General features: G+C 49.3%; 18 protein-coding genes. 7 read left to right on the top strand and 11 right to left on the bottom strand.

Annotation, left to right across the window (positions count from 1 at the left end):
* The 3 genes from BBW68_RS00805 to BBW68_RS00795 all read left to right on the top strand — a co-directional run.
* Positions 1-1,006, top strand: a 1,006-nt coding sequence (locus tag BBW68_RS00805) for a hypothetical protein (protein ID WP_222563050.1), incomplete at its 5' end; no start/stop codon positions are given.
* Complete coding sequence (locus BBW68_RS00800; protein ID WP_070133602.1) at positions 1,003-1,242, top strand: hypothetical protein; 240 nt, start codon at positions 1,003-1,005, stop codon at positions 1,240-1,242. The genes BBW68_RS00805 and BBW68_RS00800, both read left to right, overlap by 4 nt.
* Before the next feature lie 279 nt (positions 1,243-1,521).
* Positions 1,522-1,890 (top strand): hypothetical protein, encoded by a 369-nt coding sequence (locus BBW68_RS00795; protein WP_070133601.1) that lies wholly within the window; start codon positions 1,522-1,524, stop codon positions 1,888-1,890.
* 2 nt (positions 1,891-1,892) lie between these two features.
* Here the strand turns inward: BBW68_RS00795 and BBW68_RS00790 are convergent, their stop codons facing one another.
* Positions 1,893-2,810: a FitA-like ribbon-helix-helix domain-containing protein gene (locus BBW68_RS00790; RefSeq protein WP_070133600.1), complete on the bottom strand. Its 918-nt coding sequence runs from the start codon at positions 2,808-2,810 to the stop codon at positions 1,893-1,895.
* A gap of 331 nt (positions 2,811-3,141) precedes the next feature.
* Between BBW68_RS00790 and BBW68_RS00785 the strand changes: the two genes are divergently transcribed.
* The 4 genes from BBW68_RS00785 to BBW68_RS18185 all read left to right on the top strand — a co-directional run bounded on the left by BBW68_RS00785 (position 3,142) and on the right by BBW68_RS18185 (position 5,734).
* On the top strand, positions 3,142-3,750 hold the full coding sequence (locus tag BBW68_RS00785; protein ID WP_071435310.1) for a hypothetical protein: 609 nt from the start codon (positions 3,142-3,144) through the stop codon (positions 3,748-3,750).
* A gap of 82 nt (positions 3,751-3,832) precedes the next feature.
* Positions 3,833-4,477, top strand: a complete 645-nt coding sequence (locus BBW68_RS00780; RefSeq protein ID WP_083264713.1) for a tyrosine-type recombinase/integrase — start codon at positions 3,833-3,835, stop codon at positions 4,475-4,477.
* A 340-nt stretch (positions 4,478-4,817) separates the two neighbouring features.
* Positions 4,818-5,474 carry a nucleotide-binding protein gene (locus BBW68_RS00775; RefSeq protein ID WP_228707830.1) on the top strand — a complete coding sequence of 219 codons (657 nt, stop codon included), beginning with the start codon at positions 4,818-4,820 and terminating at the stop codon, positions 5,472-5,474.
* Positions 5,471-5,734 carry a hypothetical protein gene (locus BBW68_RS18185; RefSeq protein WP_071435309.1) on the top strand — a complete coding sequence of 88 codons (264 nt, stop codon included), beginning with the start codon at positions 5,471-5,473 and terminating at the stop codon, positions 5,732-5,734. The genes BBW68_RS00775 and BBW68_RS18185 overlap by 4 nt, the downstream gene beginning before the upstream one ends.
* Positions 5,735-5,791: 57 nt before the next feature.
* Here the strand turns inward: BBW68_RS18185 and BBW68_RS00765 are convergent, their stop codons facing one another.
* From BBW68_RS00765 to BBW68_RS18595, 10 genes are all read right to left on the bottom strand, one after another.
* Positions 5,792-5,992, bottom strand: a complete 201-nt coding sequence (locus tag BBW68_RS00765) for a hypothetical protein (protein ID WP_070133596.1) — start codon at positions 5,990-5,992, stop codon at positions 5,792-5,794.
* A 27-nt stretch (positions 5,993-6,019) separates the two neighbouring features.
* Complete coding sequence (locus BBW68_RS00760) at positions 6,020-6,325, bottom strand: CcdB family protein (protein ID WP_070133595.1); 306 nt, start codon at positions 6,323-6,325, stop codon at positions 6,020-6,022.
* A 1-nt stretch (position 6,326) separates the two neighbouring features.
* On the bottom strand, positions 6,327-6,545 hold the full coding sequence (gene ccdA, locus BBW68_RS00755) for a type II toxin-antitoxin system antitoxin CcdA (RefSeq protein WP_070133594.1): 219 nt from the start codon (positions 6,543-6,545) through the stop codon (positions 6,327-6,329).
* Positions 6,546-7,399: 854 nt separating this feature from the next.
* Entirely contained in the window at positions 7,400-8,260 is an 861-nt protein-coding gene (gene repA / locus BBW68_RS00750) for a plasmid replication initiator RepA (RefSeq protein ID WP_070133593.1), read from the bottom strand.
* Between the two features lie 285 nt (positions 8,261-8,545).
* Positions 8,546-8,824, bottom strand: coding sequence for a RepB family protein (locus BBW68_RS00740; protein WP_157725477.1), 279 nt, complete (start codon positions 8,822-8,824; stop codon positions 8,546-8,548).
* 118 nt (positions 8,825-8,942) lie between these two features.
* Positions 8,943-9,530: a hypothetical protein gene (locus tag BBW68_RS18600; protein WP_070133591.1), complete on the bottom strand. Its 588-nt coding sequence runs from the start codon at positions 9,528-9,530 to the stop codon at positions 8,943-8,945.
* Between the two features lie 9 nt (positions 9,531-9,539).
* On the bottom strand, positions 9,540-11,723 hold the full coding sequence (locus BBW68_RS00730; RefSeq protein WP_070133590.1) for a DotA/TraY family protein: 2,184 nt from the start codon (positions 11,721-11,723) through the stop codon (positions 9,540-9,542).
* A complete protein-coding gene (locus BBW68_RS00725) occupies positions 11,723-12,304 on the bottom strand; it encodes a hypothetical protein (RefSeq protein WP_070133589.1) in 582 nt (193 codons plus the stop codon). Before BBW68_RS00725 ends, BBW68_RS00730 begins: the two co-directional genes overlap by 1 nt.
* Before the next feature lie 241 nt (positions 12,305-12,545).
* On the bottom strand, positions 12,546-13,754 hold the full coding sequence (gene traW, locus BBW68_RS00720) for a conjugal transfer protein TraW (RefSeq protein WP_070133588.1): 1,209 nt from the start codon (positions 13,752-13,754) through the stop codon (positions 12,546-12,548).
* On the bottom strand, positions 13,754-16,341 hold a 2,588-nt coding region (locus tag BBW68_RS18595; RefSeq protein ID WP_070133587.1), incomplete at its 5' end, for a hypothetical protein. The genes BBW68_RS18595 and traW, both read right to left, overlap by 1 nt.

Genomic DNA, 16,341 nt, shown 5'->3' with positions numbered 1-16,341 from the left:
TTTTACGGCGCACCTGATAAATATAGATAGCGAGATGAATCTGGTAGATAAGACCACAAAAGAAAAGGCACTATCTAATGTGAATGCATATTTATCAAAAGTGAGAAATAGTTGTCTAGGCAAAGAATCCGAAACAGCTTATATCTCTTGTGCAAATGACATTCTATCCAACTACTTTGCCTACCAACCTTCTGCATTAACTTCTCTTTCATATGCTAAGCAAGTCTCAGACTGCGACTTAAACAGCTATTTGATTTATGATGCAGCACGCATGAAAAATATAGATATTAGCGTGGTGTATGCCCCTGTTCATGCATTCTTGGCCTATAAAGAAAGAGGTGCGTATAAATATTGGGATACCGTTTACAGCGATCAAAAAGGCGGACTGGTTGATTTTAGCAACCAAATATACAAGAAAGATTTTTCACCATTTTATTACAGACCACAGAATGAAAAAACAATCATAGATACATATAAAGGTTTTGCTTTCTCTAAAGCCAAGAATCAAAACATTGAAGATATAATTAGCCTTTCAAAGGACAATCCTGAAAATGTTTTTTTGTCAACCATTAAATATACAAAGCTTCAAGATATGAGTCTTTTAAACAAAGAGGATGTGACCACTATAGAAAATAGCATTCAGCTTAACCTAACAAACACATTACTCCCGCTTGTTTTATCTGAATACTACTTAGCAAATAAAGAGTTTGATAAAGCCAGGGATTATCTGTTATCTATGAACAAATCTGATTGTGGTGAACCTTGTTTTGAAATAGGCAGTAAACTCGGACTCCCAATATATAAAGTACACAACAACCTCTATAAGTTATACTCTTATTTCGTTGAAAAACAAGGGCATGAACCAGACGAAGATGCATATATGACATCTTTCGCGTTCCTTTGCGTCTCTATTTTCTTTTTCTTTTTATACATAATTACTCCGGCAGGAGTTTTCGCATTCATGTTTATCGATAAAAAAATTAAAAACAGGAGGAACAAACAATGAAAAGAAATCTTATTTTTGCAGGTATAGTTATGATGGTTTCTGGTTGCCAACAGCAAATCAAGGAGTTCAATGATGCCCTGACAAATCTCGGTTCTTACCCAACGTCCTCTAACAGCGTTAAAGAATTTGGATGGGAAACTCGTCTACCAATGGTAACGGAAGATGAAGTCTGTAGTGCTTTTCGGCAAAATAAAGAGTCGGCAAGGGAAAAATATATAGGCCGTGATTTGATTTAAAATGGCGTAGTGCAGTGTGTAATAGAAAAACCCTATGCATGGAACGTTGGTAACGTTATCAGTTTACCGAGGAAAAAAGCGATTGAAGAACATGCAAGACTGGTTATAGAACACGGAGTATACGTTTCTCAGAAAGGAAAGATTCTCACGATTGAAAACTACAGCAATCTTCCTAACGGTTCAGACTGTAATATATCCATTGACCTATCCAGTTTCAATGGGAGCATGTATTAATTGTATCACAATTATCCACTGCATAGTGTAGTATTAGGAGGCAAGATGCTTAACCGGAATAAGATTGTAATTATCAAACGACTTGCAGTAGAAACTCTATTCTGGCCTGCCTGCCCTCTTGATGATGATCATTGCTTTGACCGCATCATGCAGGCTGAAGTTATAGATAAGGCGTTTCAGGATAGACACGCCCTGTATCTACACAGGTCGGATCGAAATGCCTCTGATACTCAACGCATAAAAAATACGCTCAGAAAAACTGCTATCCAACTAGTGATTTTGGTCGCCGATGTGACTCCAGAAGTCGCGGAAACCATACTAAACGAGTGGGACACCTCTGAGCCTGTGAACGGGGAATATGCTCAAGGCACATACGATTATCTTCTGCGGAAAAAGAAAACAAATGATGTGTAATATTACACGTCATTTGCTCGCTTAGTGCTCTCAAATGGCAGCTTTTCCAGTTCTTCCAGTTCAGCACTGAAAGACATTGACCATTTGAAAGGGGCTTGCCCTGTGAGCATCCTGAAAAGCCAGTCGTTTCTGTCTGAATATTTGCCGTTTTGAATATAGTATTCAGGGTGATGAAGACCAAGTTCAGGATCTTCATTTTCCTTGTTTTTGTATGTCCATGATGTTTTTGGAACATGCGAAAGTTCAGTTTTTAGATATTTGAAAAATCGCAATAAATCACCCCTGCCTCCCGTCCCCATTTGGCTGTTAAGTCTGAATCTTGTGCATTCATATTTACACTGCCATGTTTGCCCGCTACGCACTATCACCAACAGTGTGCCGTCATGATGGTGATCATCAGCACAGATACGTACAAAATGCAGAGCCGTATCAGGTTTTAAGTTACCATCGACATCCAGTAAGGTATCAAAAAAACATCTGTAATCATTCGATAACCGTTCAATCTGAAACGGATTTCCTGCCCCACTCATGAGCCAGTCAGCCCGACAACTGAGGACGGCCTGCATACGGGCGGCCATGTCAAAGGTAGGAGCCTGCCGACCTTCCAGACAGTCAAGCAGTAATGCCGGACTGCTTTCACCAATCCTCGCAGCCAGCAAAACAGGATCGGAACTTTCCCCATAGCGAAACCATCCATCATGACGTAATTGCTCCAGCAACCACGACATGCGTTTTCCCGTTTCCACTTGCCACGACTGGCGCAGGGACAGTGGCAGTTCTTCCGATTTTGCTTTTTTACCGTAAACATCTGACAGGACATAACGCAGTTCTCCCTCAATGGAGCGTTCAGATTTGGCTGCGGATGCCACTATTTGTTCGTAAATATCGTCGGGAAAATTTCTTACCTGCAACTTTGCCATAATGACGTCCTCTTGAGGTCAATCCAACTAAATTGACCTCAATTTAGACTCAAAATGATTACAAAGGCAAGGCGTTGCTGAAAATTTATTCTTTCTTTGCTACCGTTGCGGTTTACCGTCATTCTCCGCAATGCCCTTCCCTGTGCTTCATGTTCTGATAAACTGGTTATCTCTCAATGTCCTGCAACTGCATTGAGGCCGTGTTGCCCGTTTTTCGGGGCGTCGCTGGCGGGCAATGCGGGTTCTTCCTCTGCGGGTTTTTGGCTTAGTGCTGAAAATCCGCAATCCTGCCCTGCCCGCGCAGGGAATTAATTTCAGGAGTGTCTCACCTGTGGAATGGTTAGCAGCGTTATTATCACTCATTAATCAGAATCCGTGGGCGGGGACGATACTCGCCACGTTCGCTACCGCGCTGGCAGGAATGTTTACCTTTCACCTGAAAGAGCGCGGACGCAGGCGAATGAAACGTTATGAACTGACGCTGGAACATTACAACGCATACAGTTGCCTGATGTTCACCGCGATGGATGCGTTATGTACCGATAAAGGGTTTGAAAAAGTTCAGACCCGGATCATTAAGCCGGATCTGCCCGAACTGGTGCTGGAAGAGTCTACCTATGATGCGCTCAATGACCTTCTGTGTGCTTCGGGGCGGGCAACGCTGGTTGCCGATCCTCTGGCGCGTGAACGGATAGCCGCCTGCACGAATTGCATCATCCATAAAGTGAATGGAAATCAACAAACATCTGACGACTGCCACGACAAAATACTGGATGCGCTCAGGGCAATGAACCAGCATCTGCGGCGTTTTGAATACTGGTGGCTGCTGCGCTGGGGAGCTGCGGGTAGAGCAAGTTGGCAGGCGAGAGCGGTAAAGCGCACAAACAATAAATGCGGTAACAGCATGAAGAATAAGAAAAATAATGAAAATGATGAATAATTTTAAAAATTCAGGGCAAACACTGCCTCTTGCAGGCCAGAATTCACACAGCGCCTCCGTCATTTCAGGCGGACAGACATATATGACGGCTGAAACGGCGGCAACCATGCGGGCGATGGCGGTTGCTGCCGATCTGGATCTGCCACGTTACCTGCTGGCCGGTGAAATTCAGCGTTTGCTGGATTATGTGCCGGATCTGCGCCAGCGCCTGTTACTTGAGACGCTGTGGAATACCGGTGGCCGTATTAATGAAGTGCTGTCCCTGACGCCGGGGGATTTTCATCTTCATGGACATCAGGCATTTGTCGTGCTGCGGACGCTCAAGCAGCGCCAGCGCGGAAGGGGAAGACCGGTGAGGGGGGAACGTATCAGCCGTGCGGTTGCCCTCCCCGATCCCCATTACCAGCGCCGGGTGAGGGAATATATTGCCACGTTCGGGCTGCGTCAGCATGAGCGTTTCTGGCCGTTGTCGAGCGACAATACCCCCCGTAACTGGATCAGTGCTGCCATTACCCGCGCAGCCGATGATAACGTGACGTTTCCGGTAGATCCCATTACCTGCCATACTTTCCGCCACAGTTTTGCCATGCACTTGCTGTTACATGGCGTCCCCCTGAAAGTAATACAGGCATATCTGGGTCACAGTCGTGTTTCCTCAACCGAAATATACACGCGGATATTTACGCTCGACCTGAACTGGCTGGGTAGCGTCAGATTCAGTCAATAAACCTGAAAAAATCAACATTTTAATATCTAATATGGCTATATTATAGCCATAAAATAGCAAGTATATAGCAATATCAATGCTATCATTTAGAAGCTATGAAATAGCAGCCACATAGCTAAATTATAGTCACAAAAAGATAGCAAAACCATAGCACACATACAGTATTACATACGCATAGCATAGCTATATTTTTATAGCTTTAGTATTGCTATAGTAAAACTATTTAAGTATAGTCTATTTATAGCTATGTCATCGCTATAAATATATAGCGTAGCAATACTGATATGCAAGCTATGAACAAATAGCTAAACTATAGCGGCAGTATACAGAGGGTATGCAAATGTCAATTTTATTGATTGCTTCGGATAAAGGTGGTGTCGGAAAATCGACAACAGCGGTGAACCTTGCCGTTTACCTGTCGCAGAGTGGTAAACGAGTCATTCTGTTCAAAGCAGGCAAAGATAAAGCGCTGCTCAACTGGCAGGAAAAACGCCAGAAGCAGGGATTGCCCGTTATTCCCGTACAGGAAGCCTATGGGAACATTGCTGAACCGATAACTAAAGCTGCTCGGCTTGCTGACGTGGTGATCGTCGATTGTCCGGGTTTCGATAACGCAGAATACCGCAGCGCTCTTACCGTCGCGGATGTTTTCATTACGCCAATCAAACCGTCTTCCGACTTTGAAGCTGAAACGTTGACAGATGTAACCGCAACGGTCAGAAAAGCGCAGAAAATGGGTAATACCAAACTTCGTCCTTTCGTTCTATTCACCCGTGTCAAACATAACCGAACAGCCACTGCCGCTGAATTAGCCAAGGAGCTAAAGAGCGACGATGTATGGCTCAGGCCGCTGAATACCCGCATTGGTGAACTGACCGTTTATGAAGATTGCGCAAACATCGGCGCTGGCGTACATGACGTTGACCGCGCCTCCAGTCTGGGTAAGGCAAAAGCACAAATCGAATTACTGGCAAATGAATTGGGGCTTGTACCATGAGATTGAAAAAACCGCCTGTTGAGGCAGAAGTGACAACTCCAAGTGCTTTCGTGCGTGAGGCCAGACAAGTACCGGCCAAAGGAGCATCCAAGCCAACATCCTTTGTGTTGCAGCAGTTTTATCGTGACCTTATTGATGAAGAACGTGATTTATCGGAACAGAACCGCACCACCGTGCTGAAAGCGGCGTTGCTGGCATTTAGTAATATGGCGCCAAATGAAAAAAATCATTGGTTGCTGGAAGCAAACAAAAAAAGATAGGAAACATCCAAAAAAGCGCAATTTACATCTTCCCCGTTCTTTAGGGCGGGGAGGATGTCAAAGTATCCTTGACCAGAACCAGATAGCAAATCCCAGCATACCTAACCCCAGCACCGCATTCTCAATGACTTTGTAGACGAACCATTTATCGCCTTTATAGTAGTACACGTAGGGAGCCATCTTCCGGTACTCTCTGAATACGCCTTTTTTAAAGGACGTATACGAATCAATTAACGTCCAGAATCCGAGAGCCACCATCAGAACCCCAACAAATATGTCGATTTTCTATACCCCCCAGAACATCAGGTTCAGTGCGTTCTTGATGGCTTCGGCATCAGGGCTGGCATCGCCTAAAACTTCACCGAAGAAACGGGTGTTTACGCTGGCGAGTTCGGTGGTCAGTAACTGGTAATCGATTCCCGATACCTGAATAACCGGAAACAATGCCGGGCTGACTTTTGCCGAAAAGTGACGGGCTTCAACCAGAGGGATCACCATCCGGCGTTCAGCCGTTTCAACAATATCACTCTGCACATCAACGAACATCGTATAGGCGCTTTCCCGCCGGTATTCATAGACAGTAAATTGCATCTCACCAGTTCCGGTTTTCGTCGGCAAAAGAGCCGTGTTGAGAAATGAACGCGGCGACTTCCTCCATTCCAGCCCGGTTTTCTGCTTTCCAGCGCTCGGCCTTGAGTCGGCGGGCTTCGTTGCCGATGGCCTCGTTGACAAGGCCGGAAACATTCACCCCGGCAGCATTCAGTAACTGATAATTGTCTCTATCGACGGTCACACTCACTCTGTGTTTCATATTGCACCTCACTTTGAATACCCTGAGTATATATCGTAAGTAAGCATATGGCAAAAATATGCCCGTGAGGGCATGGGAGGCGCAACGCGCCGGAAGCCCCGCAGCGCAGCGAGGACAAAAAAAGCGTTACGGCGTTAGCCGTGACAAATCCCCGTTCCTGCTAAGCCATAAGGAACGAACAGCGATGTGAGCGCTGCTGTACGCGGTCGGAGTGGTCACGGCAAGGCAAAGCCGTAGCCGTGGCGTATCTCCGCCTTAGCGACCGTTTACGGGCGCTTAGGAGCGTGTACTCATAGCGCAAAGCAACAACACTGACAGCGAAGCGATATTATAGTTACAACATCCATCTAAAAGCGGCACTGTTCCCGGCCTCTGGCCGGGGGCGGCGCGGTTTTTCAGGTGGGTGAGGTGTGCGCGGTTTTGTTGGGTGTCTCCGGGCGGGTTTTCTTCTGAGCGGCGCGGCGAATGCCGCTGCAAGCGAAGGCATTCTTGCTGTTGGAGTTATCCCCACATCGTGGGGTGAACAGGTTATGTTTTTAAGAGAAAAGAGACTAAGGGCTTTAAAAGAATAAAGATTAAGGTCTTTAAAAGAATTCATGCGGTTTGTTTTGAGTCGGTTGGCGCTTTTACTTTGCCTCGATTGGCGTTCTTATCTTATAGTCCCATGCAGTTAAGTGTGGATAAGTGAAATTCGGGGGAAAATGCGGCAATGGCGGGCAGGATTTTGAATGCGTCGGTCTGCCGGTAGGTGTGTGAATGCGGTTTTTTCAGTGCGTGCAGGGCGATTTTTGAGCGATGGTGGGGCAGGGACGTGCGGAATCCTCCGGCGTCAACCGGATAGTGGGGGAGGGAATTCAGGGGGTGGCCAGCCGGGTGTGGTTGCCTCTGGACATTATCATGCGCTCTTTCACCCTGCTGGCGACTTCACGCAAGACGGTGGCGAGGTCAGCAGGGAACGAACCAGCCGCAATTTCTTTCTGGAGTTCAACCTTTACCTTCTGCTCTATCTCTTTGCGGCTGAGTCCGGCATCCCTTTTCGCCCGCAGCCGTTTGAGGCCATGAAGCCGCCGCTTGCGGTGATATGCGCGAAAAGCATTACGCACATAGGAAAAGGCTTTGCAGGCCAGTTCGTCCAGACTCAGGCGGGGCAGCCCCTGTTTTTCACGTTTCTGGTTTTCCCACTCCGCGCGGCTGTTGCGTTCTGACGCCAGCGCTTCCGGGGAAATGTCCAGCATGTCAAACAAGGCAGGAGTAAACTGAATATCGCTCGGTACGTTGCAGCCGATTTCCGGGTCGAAGGTCGTTTCGTAGGTGATTAAGCCGGTGTCTTTCGCCAGCGACGCCAGCGCCCGCGTGGCGCGGGTAATGGACAGGTTGCCGTTCTCTGACTCGGTGGCGAGTCCACATTCAATCGCCATCGTGGTGATTGATGCGTTAACGCGGTTGCCTAACGGGTTATAGTGGAAGAGTAGCGCCTGTATCAGTGCATCTATTGCTGCACGTCTGAGCTTGGGTGGCTGACGATGGCGTTTGCCGGTAGCGCGGGAGAATGCCATGTGCATTGCGAACGCGAGTTTATCAGTAAACCCGACCGCTTTTTCCATCAGCTTACGACAAAACGGTAGAGTGCTTTTCCCTTCCGGGGGGGTAAAACAAGGGGTAGGGTTTTTCACCTGCGTGTAAAATGGGAATGACTTTTCTTTACAATTTAGCATAACTTTCTGCGCACATATTGCGCAGAAAGAGCAGGGGCAGAGACTTGCAAAACGTTGTCCATGTCACTATACTCCACCACATAGAGCAATAATTCTATGTAGTAACGTTGTAGCCCCGTTATTCTGTGTTCTTCCGGCAAGTCGAGACAGATTACGGGGTTTTTCTTTTTGGGTTTCATCTTAGTGAATCCACCCTCCTTTAGCGCACTTCCGGCTGCGCCGTGCCAGTAATGTGATTGAATCTAGCACCAGAAACTAGGTCGGTCAAGAATCAAATGACTGTATCTATTCTCTGAACTCCTCTACATAACCTTCCATAAGTCCGGCTATCACGTCTTGCATGGTTTCGCCACGAGCGTGACATACTTGTTTGAACTGATCTACAACATCTCTTGGTACGAAAGCCCTTAGAATTTTATGAGACGCAGATCTCTTCGCTATCAGCCGCTTGTTATGCTCAACTTGGGTTAAAGGTTCACCTTTCCGGTATTCCCTTTTCTCTTTTTTTTCGTTTTGGTCAGACATTGCGCGATCCGCCTCAAAAAAACCGATCGATTTCAACATTTTAAGCATCCTACCGGAATTTTAGCCGTCCATCACTTTTTTATTACCGCCAAACCGTCACCGCTCGCCGCAGCCGAACGACCGAGCGCAGCGAGTCAGTGAGCGAGGAAGCGGAATGTCACCGCCCCTGCATGTCGCTCGTTCCTTCCAGTTCTTCCAGAGGAACGATTTCCAGTACCTGTTCTCCGCGCCGTTGTGCCATGATCTGATTGTCCACTTCGCGATCAATCAGCCAGCCTTTGCGCTTCATTTTTTCCCGCCACTCGTGATAGCCGGGTTTACGGGTTGCATCAACCACGCCTTGATTTCTGGCATGTAACGTGGTGAAGAATCGATAATTCAAATTATAGAGAGAATCATCCAAACGAATTGAAAGTAGAGGAAGACAGGCTAGGTGAAATTTCCAATCCAAAATCATTGAATACTTCAAATTATTATTAATGTAATACCCACCGTAAAGTTCGTATTCTACCATTGTGACTAACCGGTCATTTTGCGTTGTACCTTGCTCCTGACAATGGAAAAAAACGCCATTTTCCAAATCAAATGCAAAAATCTCTTTCCTATACCCATAAAAATAGAAGTAGAAAGGCTTAAAAAACCCTTCTGCCTCTAACTCTCTCCAAGCCTGCGCTCCGGGTGAACTTGAACGCTTTAACCATCGATTAAAAAACCACCCCTTGTTAGTGACGAAGTTTTCGTTCATAGCGGATCCTTATTTAAAACCTTTGTCGGTAGGGGTTTTATCTCCACCACCACTAGGCGGTTTACTGCTACCACCTCCTCGCACCCCAAGCCCTGCAACAAAAGTACGACCTACATGGTTTACAGCATCACCCAAAATCGAATCATAACCCCTATCGCCTATCCAGCTTATTACCCAATTCGGCAAACGTATAGGCAACATAAACACCCACATAATGATACCGCCCATGACGCGAGCATAAACGACCAATAACGCCAACAGAGTAAGCAACCCCGTGACAGAATTTCCCTGCACATCACGGAATGCTGGTATAAACAGAACATCAAATAACGTACCTACGCCCGTCAGTACCAACATGGCAAACACAAAACCACAGACCATCAGTATAGGGCGTAACAACACGTCAATGATGAATATGTAGCCGGTGGTAGAGCGGTCGTCTGTTTTATCGGCCACATTGACATGAGCCACCGCCCACAGCGTTGACGCTGCAATACCGGTTAGTACCACCACAAACCATTCTACCAGTGCCATTATCCAGTTAATGACCGGTATCAAAGGAATAAATACTGACATCATTGCGCCCAGTACCATCAGCATAATACATAAGGCGTAAATCATTGGGGCTGCTGCCTCAATTGCTGCTTTCAATGCATCAACCCCTCCTTGCCCAATGAAATTTACTGTTCTCGCTGCGAGTCCCGCAAGACTAAAACTTTCTGAAACCGCTGCTGCTCCTTTCGCAGCCACATATAAACCAAAGCCAGCCTCCCCAACGACCATAGTCCTGTCACCGATTTCCTTCACCCGTATTATCGGGTTCTGAATATCGGTTTCTCCATCACCACTGCCCGCCTGCCAGCCAAAAATGTTCTGCAAATCGAACATGCTCGATAAAACAGACATTCCTCTCTCTAGCGCATTTTGTGATTTGGACACATCCATTTCCGCTACGCTACTTCCTTTTTTTGCCCCTAGCGGTGGGACGTATTCTGTATTCTGTAAGCGCGACTGGTATGCCTGATAAAGCCCCTGATAATAGTCCGTGGAACCCACATCACCGATGCCGTTCGACGGGATTACAGTGGGTACATTGTTCGCCACCGATGCCAGATTGCTGTTGGCTGTGGACAGGGTGCGGTAATAGGTTCCTAACCCCACCCAGCCCTGTTCTTTGATGCTTTTCGCCACCGCATCGGTCGCTTCTCCGCCGGAGGGTTTCGCCCTGAGTGCCTGACCAATCGCGTCCTGATAGCGTTTTGCTGCTATCTGAATATCCTGCGCTATATCTGGCAACGTACCTTCCCCGGATTTTAGCTTCGCGTTGTAGGCATCGTAAAAGTAGTCTGCTGTCTTGGCGGCATTATTAGCCAGTTCAACAGTGGCGTTACGCTGTGCCTTGTCTACCGCCTGCAAATAGGCTGCGCTACCCGGCAACATTGCCGCCATAAAATCGCTTTTGGGGTCAATCTGCTTATAAGTGAGTTCACCACAGCTTGCCGTGCCATTGGTGATTTTCATCGATTCAGCACCCTTACTTTTTCCTGAAACCGTCCGCATTTCAGCCCGGCTTTCATAGGCTTCCCCGGCAGCTTTCATCTGCGCCAGCCCGTGATTGATACCGAGCATACACAGCCGCATTTCCACTAACTGCTTGGCCGTGCTCGCCACAGCAGGAATGGCGGGCTGGCTGTACAGGGCTTCGCCTTTGCCTATCTGGTCAGCGATTTTGTCGGTGATAAGGTTCGCTCCGCCAATCCCCAGCGAGGCCATCCACAGGAATATCAGTTGCGACAGCGCCCAGCCGGATTTCAACGGTATCAGCATAGACAGGCCGAACAGCGTTTTGATAATGCTGTTCCCGCTGTTCGCATTGCCCTGTAATACCGCGCCGGTCGTCGCACCCTGTCCGATTTTACGGAAGAAGGAATACCCCAGATAAACACTCATGACGCACAGCAGCGTCATGTTAAGAATAAAGAATACCGGCCCCAGAAAACCGCCGTCCGAGGCAGACTGTAGCGGGTGATTGACCACGTCGCCCAGCATGAGCGTAAGCGCCCGGCGTGAAAGGTCAGTGGTTTCTTTTGACCGCTCCCACAACGTGTGAGGGGTCACGCTGTCCGCAGCAAACACTAAGCCCGGCGCAAACGTCAGCAGCAGCAATAACGCACGTCGCACAATGAAGTTCATTACTTTTCACCTCGCTTAAAGCCGCACTGGCCGAAGCGCAGCGTTTTGTTCAGTCCGTTATCGGCGCGAAATGTCGCAAACGTCGCCCCTTCTGCATGGGTGTTAATGCGATTGACCAGCTTCCATCCGCTGAATTCGATGTGCAGGGCAGACATGTAGCAAACCCCCAAAAACGCCGCAAAAATCACGACCAGCGATGCCGCCCGGACTATCCACGCGGGTTCTCCGGTAAACAGCGCCAGGATGGTCAGTATCAAGGCAAAAATGGCACCGCTTCCGCATATTGTCACACCGGCAAGCGCAAGCCGTTTCTGACGGAGAAACGTCTCACGCGCCTGTTCAATCTGGTACTCAGTGGCACGAAAATCGCCAAAAGGCGTATTGCCGATTTTATCCAGTTGCTTATCGGCTTCTTCTTTCAGTGCGCGTCGTTCTGCAAGCGTCTCTTTCAGCGTCTGCGTGCGCGTACTCACCGTTTTGGTCAGCATCCTTGAGTAGTTTTTTACCTGTGACCAGCCGGTAACAAAGGAAATGACGCCTGCAACACGGCGTTTTTTTTCCGGCTCTGCGTTTTTATTCATCCGACTTCCTCCGGCTAGTCTGCCAATTAAGGATAGGTACGGTTAACGTTTGCGTTGTTTAAGACGTTCTACCGTGAACAATACCACTGCATGTATTGTCACCAGAAAGGCCAGCACAATGAGTCCTTTTTCCAGAAAGGAATATGATGAAAAGGCATCATATATTTTCGACAACGCTATCATCACCCCCCTCCACTTTACACTATTTATATTATAATCTATTAAGCGATACAATCGGTAACTATTTCGCTACTGACTGGTTCATCTGACTTACCACACTATGCATTTTTGCTGCATACTCATTTTGCGCCATCAGCGCCAGCATTTGCCCTTGCAGAATGTTGTTTTTCTCCACCTGCTGTTTCAGACCATACAACAGCCAGCTATTGAGGTTGGTCACGTTCACCTGCTCGCGCAGCAGATCGTCGCTGTTTTTCATCATCAAATCCGTCTGGTACGCCGGATTCGCGTAGCGACGGGAAACCTCGAACTGCTCAAACTCTCGCAGCGACATCATCCCCTTGCGCTTGGCTTCTTCGCTGGCGTTCTGCTCGTAGAATAACGCCATGCTCGGCACCTTCCGCGCATCACTCAGCGGCTGTTGGGTCGCCGGGTTAGGTTTGCTGGCCGCGATCATTTCAAGCTGCGGCTGCGCGGCAGCGTCAATGTACGCCTGATACTGCTGGAACAAGCCCAGATACTGGCGCCCGGACGCGCTTTTAACCTCAGCCCGGCTGGGCGCACGTCCGGCACTGCGCTGCGCGGTATTTTTGGTGTACAGCAATGCCGCATCGGTTTGTTCATCAGTGAAGGTGAGCGTGGGTTTCTTCCCCTCCTTACCCGCCCCGTCCAGCACAGACGACAACGAGGTGTCGCCGCGCGGCATATCGGAGACGGTCTGGCAGAACTCTGTCCCACCAAACGCTTCCTTGTCATTGGTATCACAGTAGGCTTTGTGTGTGGTCGCGCTGGCCGTTGCCTCAATGCTGGGGTCTTTAAACGCCAGATCGTATGCCTGCTTAACCTGTACGTTGTTGCTTGATGTCGCCACCGTTCGCTTGCCGCCCCCGGCGGCGCGACTGGCTGCGCCCATCCCACCGGATACCGCCGTTGCGCATATATCGTTAGGGACACGATACCGCGCTTTCGCCTCACGGATACGTTCCTGTCTGCGCTGCTCAATGTCAAACTGGCGCTGATTATCGGCGGTCTGGTTAATCAGGGCAGCCGACCGGTCGCCCTGCTGTGAAATGGCAGTGCCGATATTAATCAGCGTGGTCTGAATAGCGCCCAGCGTGGTATTCGCTGCCGTCAGTTGCGGCATCACCTGCAACGAGATCGGCGTGGAAGAGGTGACATTGCACACAACGCTATAGCCCAGCGCCGGATAGGATGCCACACCTGCGGTTAACATCAGCAGGGCAAGGCGGGTTTTACTGACAGGTCGCATCAGATAGCCTCCAGTCGGTGTTCTTTGATGAGTTTTGCGGCCAGTGTTTCGACCAGCGTCAGCCCTGCTTCTTCCTGTTCGGCGCGGGTTTTAAAGCGCTTGCCGGTTCCCGCCAGCATCGCCTCCAGCGTCTTCTCAGCGCTGCCGGTCGGGAAGCGCTCGGCCAGTACGGTTAACGTTTTGCCGACGCCCAGCGCCTCAATCAGCAGCTTGCGCAGCTTACGGTCACGGATGGACGAGTTAAGCGCCCACACCTGCTGCACCCCCATGACATTTTTGAGGATGTGGCAGATATCGCCGCGCTTGGTGCGGAAGATGGCGAGGAAGTAACGCCCCCCGTCGCTGGTTTCCTGCGTCGAAAGCCAGTCGAAGCGGTCGAGAATATCGTCGGAGATGTTGATGCCAATACTGCGGAGATACTCGCGGTCGCTTGGCGCAAGGCGCATCATCAACAGCGTATTGACCGACTTGGTAACAGACTCTGGCATGTGGGAAACGTACTGCGAGGAAAACATGGTGCGCACGCCGAGCTTGCGATCTTCAAGGTCGGCGGTATTCAGCGCACTCTGGATGAATTTCACGTCCTGAAAGTTATGCGATTCGTCGTAGAAGATGTGTTTGATTTCTTCCGACAACGCCGAGATACGCTCCTTGTGGTAGGCGTGATACAGCGGGTCGAGGCCGTCGAGGAAGGACTCGGCGCAGTACGGCAGATAGTAGTTCCGTGCGGCAAGGTGCCGGGCAAACAGGTACATGATACCCGTCTGAAGCTGTCCTTCACCGGACGTTTTCTCCCCCGTCACTTTCATCATATCAATGACGATAATGCGCGTTTCGGCATTCAGATCGTAGCGGGTATAGTCGGAAAACACCGGGTATTTGGCGGCAGCGGTTTTAAAACAGCGGGAAATGTAGTTAAGCACATCCTCATTGCTGCCCTGCACATTAACTTTATCGTAGTCCTCTTTCAGTTCGGCAGAGCTTGTCAGCAGCGCCTGAAAATCATCCAGTCGCGGCATCGCGTAACGGTGCGCCAGCGCCGCCGCGCGGGTATTGCCCGCCGCAAAGAGCGCATCGGTAATATCAAACCATGAAGCCGTTTTGAGCCATTCCTGCCCGATATAGCGTATGAGATCGTCCCTGTGTTTTTCAATCAGCTCGTTAAAGTGTTCATCGTCCCAGCCGTAGTTTGCCTCGGAGTCCACTTCCCTGTCGTGGCTCAGTTCCCCCTTCAACACCAGATACCGGGTCAGTTCACGCAGGCTGATGGTTTTTAAATGCTGCGCCCCTTTGGTCGTGAGTATCCCGGCAGCGGCCACCGCGTCCCGCACCTCGTCATTGATGGCTGGCTCATAGCGGTTGGCTTTGTTGGTGGCTTTTTCAATGTACATGTCGTCGATCAGTTTCAGCACCACGGCCGAAATCGTCGTCGCATTGGGCGGCTCCCCGGTGGTCGTGTCGATGCAGAAAGCACACAGCATATCTTTGATAAAAACCCGCTCCAGCACGGTAGGAAAGCGGCTTCCAAGCTGCGTTTCGAGGAAGTTCACGCGATATTTGGCGCTGTTTTCCAGAACGATGTGCGACACCAGATGCTGCTTTTCCGGAGGCAGTGACAGCTTGATCAAATCCACGTTGCCCTCGGCGCTCAGCCCCTTGTCAATCCACGTACAGAATGGCAAATCCTTATTCGACGAGAAGATAGCGGAGAAATTCAGCCGGTTCGCAAGCATACTTTTCCCGCTGCCCGGCGTCCCGGTTATCATGTCCGTCCATTTCAGTTGCAGACTGCTGGCAATGCGGTAGGGATAGAGTTTGTCGTCTTCCGTAAGGAAAAAGGTCAGACCATCGTGCTGCCACAGGCTGGCCGGGCGCTCCAGCGGCAGCATTTCCGCCACCTCACTGAACGGTGCCAGCGCCAGTTCGCCGTTGGTTCGGATAGACAGCCCCGGCACGCTGCCGACGAGCGGCATTACGGGGTCGCCGTAGCTGGCTGATACCTCGGTAACGCCCCAGCCGCCAACGGCTTTCGCTATCAGCGTGGCGTTGCGTTTCACCTCAGTTAAACTTTTACCCCATGTTGTCACGTTGATTGAAAACAGTACCGATTTATCAGTTTCTTCCTTATCGTTCACGTAGTCCATGTCGCGGGCAATTTTGCTCACGGCGGGAATGGCACGGAGTATCGACAGGGCAACACGTTTCGATGCTATTTTGAACTTACCGCCGCTGATAATATCGAACTTGATGCGGTAGGGTATTTTGATATCAATCGCTTTGAACAAATCCTGAAATTTCTTCTTATACAACGGCATTTCATCGATAAACATGCTGATGTAATACTTCCCGTCGCATTCCACGATTTCATGCTTGCGGTCGATAATTTTGTCCATTTCACCCGATAAGAACTGAGCGCCCAGCCGTGAGGGCATAATATTGTCAATCTCGTTGACGTTGTTCCGCTCATACAACCAGCCCTTATCGTAGACCGTTCGCGGCTCCCATTCTTTCGGGGTGCTGGTACGCCACAACATGGTTTTCATGATATTCCCGGCTTTCTTCACGTCCAGAATATCGACAATCAGAC

This window comes from Candidatus Erwinia dacicola, from assembly GCF_001756855.1.
Taxonomy (GTDB): domain Bacteria; phylum Pseudomonadota; class Gammaproteobacteria; order Enterobacterales; family Enterobacteriaceae; genus Erwinia; species Erwinia dacicola.
The sequence above is the reverse complement of the archived record's forward strand: the minus strand, read 5'-3'. Positions and strand labels throughout refer to the sequence as shown.

Coding starts and splice junctions, on each gene's coding strand:
- BBW68_RS00740 (WP_157725477.1), bottom strand. CDS start 8,824: ATGTTGAAATCGATCGGTTTTTTTGAGGCGGATCGCGCAATGTCTGAC.
- ccdA (WP_070133594.1), bottom strand. CDS start 6,545: ATGAAACACAGAGTGAGTGTGACCGTCGATAGAGACAATTATCAGTTA.
- repA (WP_070133593.1), bottom strand. CDS start 8,260: ATGCTAAATTGTAAAGAAAAGTCATTCCCATTTTACACGCAGGTGAAA.
- BBW68_RS00760 (WP_070133595.1), bottom strand. CDS start 6,325: ATGCAATTTACTGTCTATGAATACCGGCGGGAAAGCGCCTATACGATG.
- traW (WP_070133588.1), bottom strand. CDS start 13,754: ATGCGACCTGTCAGTAAAACCCGCCTTGCCCTGCTGATGTTAACCGCA.
- BBW68_RS18600 (WP_070133591.1), bottom strand. CDS start 9,530: ATGAACGAAAACTTCGTCACTAACAAGGGGTGGTTTTTTAATCGATGG.
- BBW68_RS00730 (WP_070133590.1), bottom strand. CDS start 11,723: ATGAACTTCATTGTGCGACGTGCGTTATTGCTGCTGCTGACGTTTGCG.
- BBW68_RS00725 (WP_070133589.1), bottom strand. CDS start 12,304: ATGAATAAAAACGCAGAGCCGGAAAAAAAACGCCGTGTTGCAGGCGTC.
- BBW68_RS00780 (WP_083264713.1), top strand. CDS start 3,833: ATGACGGCTGAAACGGCGGCAACCATGCGGGCGATGGCGGTTGCTGCC.
- BBW68_RS00790 (WP_070133600.1), bottom strand. CDS start 2,810: ATGGCAAAGTTGCAGGTAAGAAATTTTCCCGACGATATTTACGAACAA.
- BBW68_RS18185 (WP_071435309.1), top strand. CDS start 5,471: ATGAGATTGAAAAAACCGCCTGTTGAGGCAGAAGTGACAACTCCAAGT.
- BBW68_RS00795 (WP_070133601.1), top strand. CDS start 1,522: ATGCTTAACCGGAATAAGATTGTAATTATCAAACGACTTGCAGTAGAA.
- BBW68_RS00800 (WP_070133602.1), top strand. CDS start 1,003: ATGAAAAGAAATCTTATTTTTGCAGGTATAGTTATGATGGTTTCTGGT.
- BBW68_RS00775 (WP_228707830.1), top strand. CDS start 4,818: ATGTCAATTTTATTGATTGCTTCGGATAAAGGTGGTGTCGGAAAATCG.
- BBW68_RS00765 (WP_070133596.1), bottom strand. CDS start 5,992: ATGGTGGCTCTCGGATTCTGGACGTTAATTGATTCGTATACGTCCTTT.